This window comes from Cloacibacterium normanense, assembly GCF_002943105.1.
Lineage (GTDB): Bacteria > Bacteroidota > Bacteroidia > Flavobacteriales > Weeksellaceae > Cloacibacterium.
Genome location: NZ_PTPZ01000005.1, coordinates 209,409 through 217,607, shown reverse-complemented (window position 1 = coordinate 217,607; position 8,199 = coordinate 209,409). Strand labels below are relative to the sequence as shown.

The following is an 8,199-nucleotide window of genomic DNA, read 5'->3' as shown; positions in this document are numbered from 1 at the left end:
ACTGCAAAGGTAACTCTTTTTTCTAAACTTCCAAATATTTTTTTAAATATTTTTAAGTTCTCGTTTCGTATCTTTTTCTTTAATTAGCTCCTGCGCTACCGTTATTTTGGTGATGCAAAAGTATGACGATAAACCTATACAATGCAAATATTTTACACAAAAACTTATACAGTTGTTTAAATTGGGGAAAACATTCTTCTGATAACAAATAACTTACACTAGTTTTCAAAGTTATCCACAATAAGAAAATACGCTTTGTTTAGTATTATTTATACTATAAATCCTAAACATTATTAGGGGCCATATAAATTTAGAAGTAATAGTTTTTTATTTTTTGATAGGTAAAGTATCCTATCAACACTCCTAATAAATCTGCAACAAGGTCTAATAATTCCATACTCCTGCCTAAATGCATTTCTCTTTGTAGTATTTCTGTACCTAATCCATATATAAACATAATTAAGAAAAAGGTAAAAAATCGCATTCTAGGAAAACTTATTCTGAAAACAAATCCTAATAGGGCGAATATTGAAATATGTAATAATTTATCAATTCCAGAGAACATAAACCAATATTCTTTGTTTTCTACTCCTGGTTTGAGGAGCATATATGTGAGTATTGCCCAATAAATGGGCAATACGTAATATCTAAATATGTGAGTTATCTTATCCAATGAGTTCTTGGTACTGTTCTGCAGTTAGCAATTCTGATTGGTCTGCACCTTCTGAAAGTTCTACTTTTACAATCCATCCTTTTCCGTATGGGTCTGTGTTTACCAATTCTGGTTCACCTTCTAACTCTTCATTAAACTCTATTACTTTACCTGAAACTGGTAAATATAAATCTGAAACAGTTTTTACAGCTTCTACGCTACCGAATACTTCTCCCGCATTTAAATCATCGTCTACAGTATCTACATCTACAAAAACGATGTCTCCTAATTCGCTTTGAGCAAAATCAGTGATTCCAACTGTAGCTACGTTTCCTTCTAGTTTAACCCATTCGTGATCTTTGGTGTACTTTAATTCTGATGGTGTGTTCATTTCTAAATTTATTTTTCCCAAAATTAATGAAATTATATGGAGGTTGCAAAAAAGTTTTTTCTAAAAAAAATAGAACCAAATAAATTTGATTCTATTCTATATTATATAATATATATATATATTATATGTGCATTTAGAAACCTTGACCTCCTCCAAAATTAAAGGTAGCAGTAATACCAGCTCTCACCGTAGAAAGTGGAAATGCTGTAGAAATTTTATACTTGGTCATTAATTGATCATAGAAAAATCTTAGATTAAAGTTCTGAGAGATGTTATAATCTGCCGAAACTTTTACGCTCATTAATCTTTGACCTCCGGTAATCTGTGAATCATCTAATAATATATTGGTAATTCTGGTTTGATTATCTCTCAGTGAAAAATCTGCTCTTACATTTAAATCACTTTTCAGATTTTTTTCTTTTCCTTGATATCTAACTTTGATTTTTAAATCTTTTAAAATATATCCAAAACCAAAAACATATTCAGAACCTAAATCTTCGGTTAAAGTATGATTTACCAAACCGAGTGTATACATTCTGTTCTTATTATATTGTAAACGGAACTGCATATTATTTCTCATGGTAACATCTGCTCCTAAAAGTGGAGAGAAATCTTCTACATAACCAATCGTGTTAAATGTATATGGATTATACACATCATTATTGATATCATATTGAGGAGCTCCAGGATTTACATTCTTATTATAATAGTCTACACTTTTTTGAATTCCAGTTGCGGTATAAGTAGAAGTGTAAGCATGAAGAATATCAAACTTAGCAAACTGACTATTAATAAAAGGTATGTTTTTAATTCCCGAATAAGTAATTCTCCAGTTTGGCATTGGGAATTTAGATTTTTCTAAATTGTTATTTTTCGTTGGAGACTTTCCTTCAATCGCTGCTTGGAAAGCTGGAATCAATACATAAGCATTGGCTTTGCTGTAATGTTCTGCATAACCATCAGCTTGTGGTATTCCATACATTTGAGAAATTGTCTTAGCATTTTCTATGATTTTTTCGTAAATATTATCGCTTCCAAAACTTGTTTTCAAGAGAATATTAGAATTGGTAAACGTAATCATCTCAGTTGCAAAAGAAAAATCAAACTGAGGTGTACTGCTAATCGCATCTACATTAAAGTTACCATGCATTAAATTCTTCATGTAATTTTTGGTAAAACTCACATCTATTCTAAAATCATTGATTGGCTGAATCTGAATATTCCCAGTAAGATTTCGGGTCGTCATCTGAGAATAAGCTTCCGTCATGTATTCCGAAGAAGAAATCCAACTGTTTTCTATGGCATATCTTCTTATGTCTGCTTGAGAACCCAACAAGAATCCAAAAGTTGGACCGCCAATTCCTTTTCCATATCCATAGAAATTAGGAGAAGATAATAATCCTGGTAAAACCGTTCCGTTATTTTCAGTATAATTAAAATCTAATTGTTTTATCGCCGTCAATGCATAAGCAAAAGCTTGAGTAGGCGTCAATTTATTTTTAAATGTATAAGATTTGAATGCTTTTTTCCTTCCTTTTTTTAAGAAATTCTGAGTATAGACATTGTTCAGAGAATCTATTTCAGATTTTCTGGCATTCATTTTATCATTTACTTTTCTAAAATATTTAAACTTATTGAAGAAACTATTAAAATCTGCACCTCCAGTTACATTAATATTATTGGTATTTTGTGCCAAGTTCCCTAGTTTTACTCCATTAGTATCTACCATTGCTGTAGAACGAGCGCTCCAATTATACTGTACACCGTAACCAATTTCTGTATTTACAAAATCTAAATACGGTAAATTTTCAAATGGCAATCTGTAACTCAACTGAATTCTATGGTTATAAAGAACCGGTCTTCCTTTTTGGAAAACATTTTGGAAAATAGAACTTCTGTCAAAGGTTTGAATATCCAATTGGTCATTAATCGTTCTGGTAGCAGATGAAATATCTAATTTTAGAGATTTGGTTAAATTAAATCCTACGTTATATTGCCAACCGAAGAAGAAGTTTCGGTTTTTAATCACATCAAAATCCGCTGAAGAATTTCCATTGAGTAAAGCATCAATATTTCTAAATTCTAGTTCATTATAATTTCTATCTAACTCTGTTCTGAAAGAAACTCTTGTCGGAACTAGGTTAAAGTTAATTTCTTTTGCCCATTTCAGATAAGGATAAGATTTCGCGGTATCGCTTACAATTTCATTAAATGGTTTAAGATTCCAAGGTTTAAAATTAAAACTGTAATCTATATTTCCTCTTAAATATTGTCTATAATTGTCTTTAGTATAAACATCTCTATACTTATCATCATTATAAATTAAAGAAATGGATAAGTTTTCTACGTCATAGAATTTTGGTTTTTTATTAGGATTCATTCTATCCTTTCTCATATTGAGCACCCCAATACTTCTTTGTTGCGTATACGTTCTTGCTACTTTTTTCAGTTCATCTTTCTTTGGATCTTTGTTAAATTCCACATCGTCATTTAGTGGATTGTACTTAGGATCTTCTATGGTTTGAGAATAAGAATAATTCACCGGAATCTTCAATCCTAACTTTTCTGGTAAGAATTTATCTACGTTCACCATCGTATTGATACCAAAAGCTGAGTTAGTAGTCTGTGAACGTTCCGCAGGTTTTTGGTTAATGAAACCAAAACCAATAGTAGAATAAGCGCCACTCGCATTTACAGTTGCAAAATCTCCTAAATTAAAGTTAAGATTTGCATTTCCTGCATAACCTCCTTTATTTTCTATACCTGAAAGTCTGATTTCATTCACCCAAAGAATAAGATTTTTATCTACCTCATCATTATTTCTTACCCCAATCATCATGGTGGTAATATTTCCTAAACTTGGTCTACCTTTTACGTAGAAGGCTTTATTTTCATCACCAAAATCTGCCGAAGTAAATCTTTCGTTGGTCACCGTAGAATTTTTATCTCTCAAGATTTTTAAGTCTACAAAATCCTGAATCGCTAATCTCACGGTGTTTTCATTTGGCCAAATATCTAGCGGAGAAGTAGCATTCGGAGCGGTATATTTAAGCGAAGCTTCATATTCATAATAGTTATCAGTAGCATCACTACCGAATCTAATGAAGAACTTCGCAGATTTATCAAGATTAGAGCCTTTGCCAATTAAATCTTCTGCGTGAACAAATAGTTCTAAATTTTGGAATCTTCTCATATCTAAAGCGATATTTTTGAAAACACCTCTTGCTTCCCCATTCGGAAGGTTGGTTTTCATATAAAGAGAAGCTTCGTTTTGTCTTTGAGCACCTGCATTTCCGCTGAGAACTTGTCTCTCAATTCCTGGAGGCAATACATAAGGTGGAGTTCCCAATGCATTTTCTTCTAAGTTTACACTTCCTACATCAAATTTAGAGTTATCTACAGTTCCTGTTCCTTCAAATTGATTCTGATCATCTACTCTATTTGAAGCAATTCCTTTACCATATTTTCTCCATTCACTTCTTACCAAGTCTAAAGTTCCGAATCTAATGGTAGCGGTTTCATCAAAACCTGTAAGCATCATTCTGGCAAATCTTACGTTGTTGAGAATTTGGTCTGCGCCAGAAGTTTCGGTAGAAGAATTATAATTGGCAACTGGAATTCTGAATAAGAACCATTTATTTTTAGAAGTTTGTCCGTTTTGGAATTTCACTTCTACTTCTTTTACATCTACAATATTATTTCTTCCTAAAACCAATTCGCTTTGTGCTAAATTAATATCATACTGATTGTAATTTTCGCTTTGGTCTAGGTTATAATCTTTATTTACATCTTCTGCATCCGGAGTTTGAGAAGAAACTTCTAAAGAGTTCGACTGAGAGTTTCCATCTGGATTTCTGAAATATTTATAACGCTCAATCATAGATGAAGCTAATGCTCCCTGAAACTGATTAGAAAGATAAAACACAAAATCATCTGCAGCTGGGTCTGGCTCATTTTTTACTGGATTGATAAAATTGGTATTGAAAGCTGTAGCTTCCGCTGCGTTATCTAAACCATCAAAACCTACATCTTGAGCTGTTCTTTCTTCGTTTTCTGTACTGAAAGCATATAAAACCGGAAATTGGTCTGGCTGAGTTCCCCAATTGGTAGAAGAAGTTTTCGCTGGAGTATTTGGTGTAGGCAAACCATTTTCATATTGCAGTTTTCCATCTTTCAAAATATCTTCTGAAACGTTTCCTAATTGCAACATTAATTTAGGAGCAGTTCCTAGCATTTTACCATCTGCATAAGGATCCATCATCCAAAATTCCACATATTCTATATTCGAACTTCTGAAGTTAGAAACCGTAATCGGTCTCATTAAACCAGCCCATCTTTGTGATGGAATTTCTGCATTTTGATTTAAGTTATACGGACCTCTTTCTTTAGGATAATACGTAATATCAAAAGTATTGGTGAAGGTTTGTTCACCCGCTACAAAATCTCTATTGTTAAAGAGTTCTATCATCTGAACTCTTCTGGAAGCGTGATTAGAAAGTGCTTCAGCGTTAATTCCATTTGGTGCTTTTCCACCAACTCCGTAGAATCTTGGGTCTATATTGTACCAAGAAAGTAGACCTCTTCCGTATCCATTGGTTAAGTCATTATTATTAGAGCTTCCGAAACCAATTTCAGGTTTAGATGCTAAACTCCAAACTGCAGGTTCTTTTAATGAAATTTTAGAAGTGGTTTGTTCAAAATCATCAATGTAAGATTCATCATTAATTCCTTTATTTTGACCTGGAATAAGATATGCTCCTTCTAATTTCAAATTAATATTAGATGGTGCTTCTGTATTGATAAACGGAATTTTATCTGTAAGTCTGGTTAAAAACTGCGATTGGTTATTGTACATTAGGTTAAAACCAGCCATCGTGTTATTCACGGCTTCGAAACCTGTTTGTACTTTTTGAGTGAGTGGTGTTTCTGAATAATTCACCACAGTTGCACCAATGGTAAGATTTTCATTAAATTTTCTCTCGAGATTTAATCCTAAAAATCTTTTTCTCTGGGTGTTGAAGGTTAATTGGTTTTCTAAACTCACGTTGATGGCTTGACCAGATTGTTTTACCATTTCATTGATAATGGTAACTTGGCCCAACATATAATCTACGGTGTAATCTACGCCTTCTGTAAGCACAACTCCGTTTGCAGTTACTTTTACAGAACCACGTGGAACATTAATCGCTCCTAAAGAAATTCCTGTTCCTTGTGAACCTTTATATCTACCTTCGATGGTGTATCTAAGTGCTAAATTATTTTCAGAAGCGACTTGTTTTTGTTGGGTATACAGTTCATTGAAAACAAATTTCGGGTCATTGCTTCCTAAAACAGATTCTAAGTAATTCCCAAAAGGTTGCGCTTTGGTAAACATTACTCTTCCGTTTTGTGCATCTACCGTAATTCCTTGCACAAAATCAAACAAACCGTCTCCTTGTTGACCATTCGTGTTATTTTGAATATCGTTATTTACATTCAGTCTATCCCAATTGAATAATTTCAATAAATTTTGGTCTGCAACAGGTGTTCCTGGTAGATAATTTACTTTTCCACCGCTGTCGTTATCACGATATAAAACGTTTAATAGGAAATTCTGCGAGTCAATTTGATTGGCATTTAAAGAATACACGTTTTTCATCATTAAATTCCACATCGGTGAAGTGGTTTTTACGGAAACGTTCGGTTTCAATAATTTGGTAATCACCACTGGACTTTCTTCGGAAAATTCCCCTACTTTATAGACTTTGCTGTCACCAGAAACGGTATAAGAGAAAGACACCGCCAAAAGTTGATTGTCATTTAATCTTTGATTCAAAGAAATATAACCAACTTGTGGATTAAAGGTATATTCAGCAGGATTTAATCTTTTTGCTTTTCTATTAAAGATAAAATGTTCGCCGTCTTTATAATTGGGGTCACTTGTAGTATTCGGAAGTGATTGATTATTAATCGCGTTGTAGGTTTGATTTACATCTCTTATTCCGCCAAGATTGGCTACGGCATTATAAACACCTAAATTAGAATTATCTGGGAAACTTCCACCTTCTCCTAAATCTCTAATTCCGAGAATACTTTTCTGCTCTTGCAAATTACCAGAACCTTGGTCTAAAACCCAAAGTTCTAATCGGGTAATCGAAATTCTAGAATTGATTAAAGGATAATTGGCTAAAGCGTTGTCATAATTATTTAAGAAATATTGGCCTAAGAAATAGTGCTGATTATCTTCGTAATCATAAGCATTTATTTTGAAGGTTTGCATTACACCACCTCCTTGAACCACAATATTTCTGGCTTCACCTTGTTGCTGAGAAAACACCAAAGTTCCGTACGTTTTCCCTAATTGGAATTCGGTTTTCAAACCAAAAAGAGATTCAGAACCTCTGATTAGATTGGTAGAAAGTGGCATATTCACATTACCGAATTCTACTCTTTTTATAATTTTATCCTCGCCACCTTTTAGTGGATTTTTTGCTTCGCTGATGGCTTGATTTTGTAAATCTCTCCACGTTCCTTTGGCTTGCCATACGAGATTCATTCTGTTTTCGAATGCAAAACCAGACTGCGTATCGTAATTGGCTTTGAGTTGAAGATTTTCCCCAACTTTCCCTAAAACACCCAGCTGAATTCTTTGCTGAATATTAATCGCAAAATTGCTTCTGTTCTGCGGAAGAATTAATGGATTTTCAATTTTTTGGTGCAAACCTCCTAAATCAAAACTCGCAAAACCATTCGGAATTAATTCTATTTTATTGCTCCCAAAAATGGTTTCAAAAATTTTATTCTTGATGGTCACGCTTTGAATTAAGCCTTTCTTTTCGGCTTCTTTTTTGTCTTCTTTGTAGAGATTTCCTCCAAAAGCTTTTTGTTGATAATAATCTTTGAGGCTATTATTCAATGTGTAGGTAGAATATTCTTTTGGAGTAAGAACAACGGGCGCTCCTGTTACTGTATTTCCAATTTTTGGGTAGAGATAATACATCCCTGTTTTTACATCATAGAACGCTTCGTATCTCGTAGGATTGGGCAAGGCATAATCTTTCCTTATAGAAATATTCGCTGTATCCGATGGCTTTTGCTGCGCAAAAAATAACGCAGAAAAACATAAAAATACAATCGAAAAATAGATTTTATGCAGAGGAAAAGTTTTCTTCACTTG

General features: G+C 33.2%; 3 protein-coding genes. All 3 read right to left on the bottom strand.

From position 1 onward, the window contains the following. Window positions 1–310: 310 nt before the first annotated feature. Complete coding sequence (locus C3729_RS09840) at window positions 311–607, bottom strand: VanZ family protein (RefSeq protein WP_411266657.1); 297 nt, start codon at window positions 605–607, stop codon at window positions 311–313. Between the two features lie 58 nt (window positions 608–665). Beyond that, window positions 666–1,043 carry a glycine cleavage system protein GcvH gene (gene gcvH, locus C3729_RS09835; protein ID WP_104793984.1) on the bottom strand — a complete coding sequence of 126 codons (378 nt, stop codon included), beginning with the start codon at window positions 1,041–1,043 and terminating at the stop codon, window positions 666–668. 133 nt (window positions 1,044–1,176) lie between these two features. Further along, on the bottom strand, window positions 1,177–8,196 hold the full coding sequence (gene sprA, locus C3729_RS09830; RefSeq protein ID WP_104793970.1) for a cell surface protein SprA: 7,020 nt from the start codon (window positions 8,194–8,196) through the stop codon (window positions 1,177–1,179). Window positions 8,197–8,199: the final 3 nt, after the last annotated feature.

Excerpts from the sequence above, each read along its gene's own strand:
- gcvH (WP_104793984.1), bottom strand. The coding sequence starts at position 1,043 with ATGAACACACCATCAGAATTAAAGTACACCAAAGATCACGAATGGGTT.
- C3729_RS09840 (WP_411266657.1), bottom strand. The coding sequence starts at position 607 with ATGCTCCTCAAACCAGGAGTAGAAAACAAAGAATATTGGTTTATGTTC.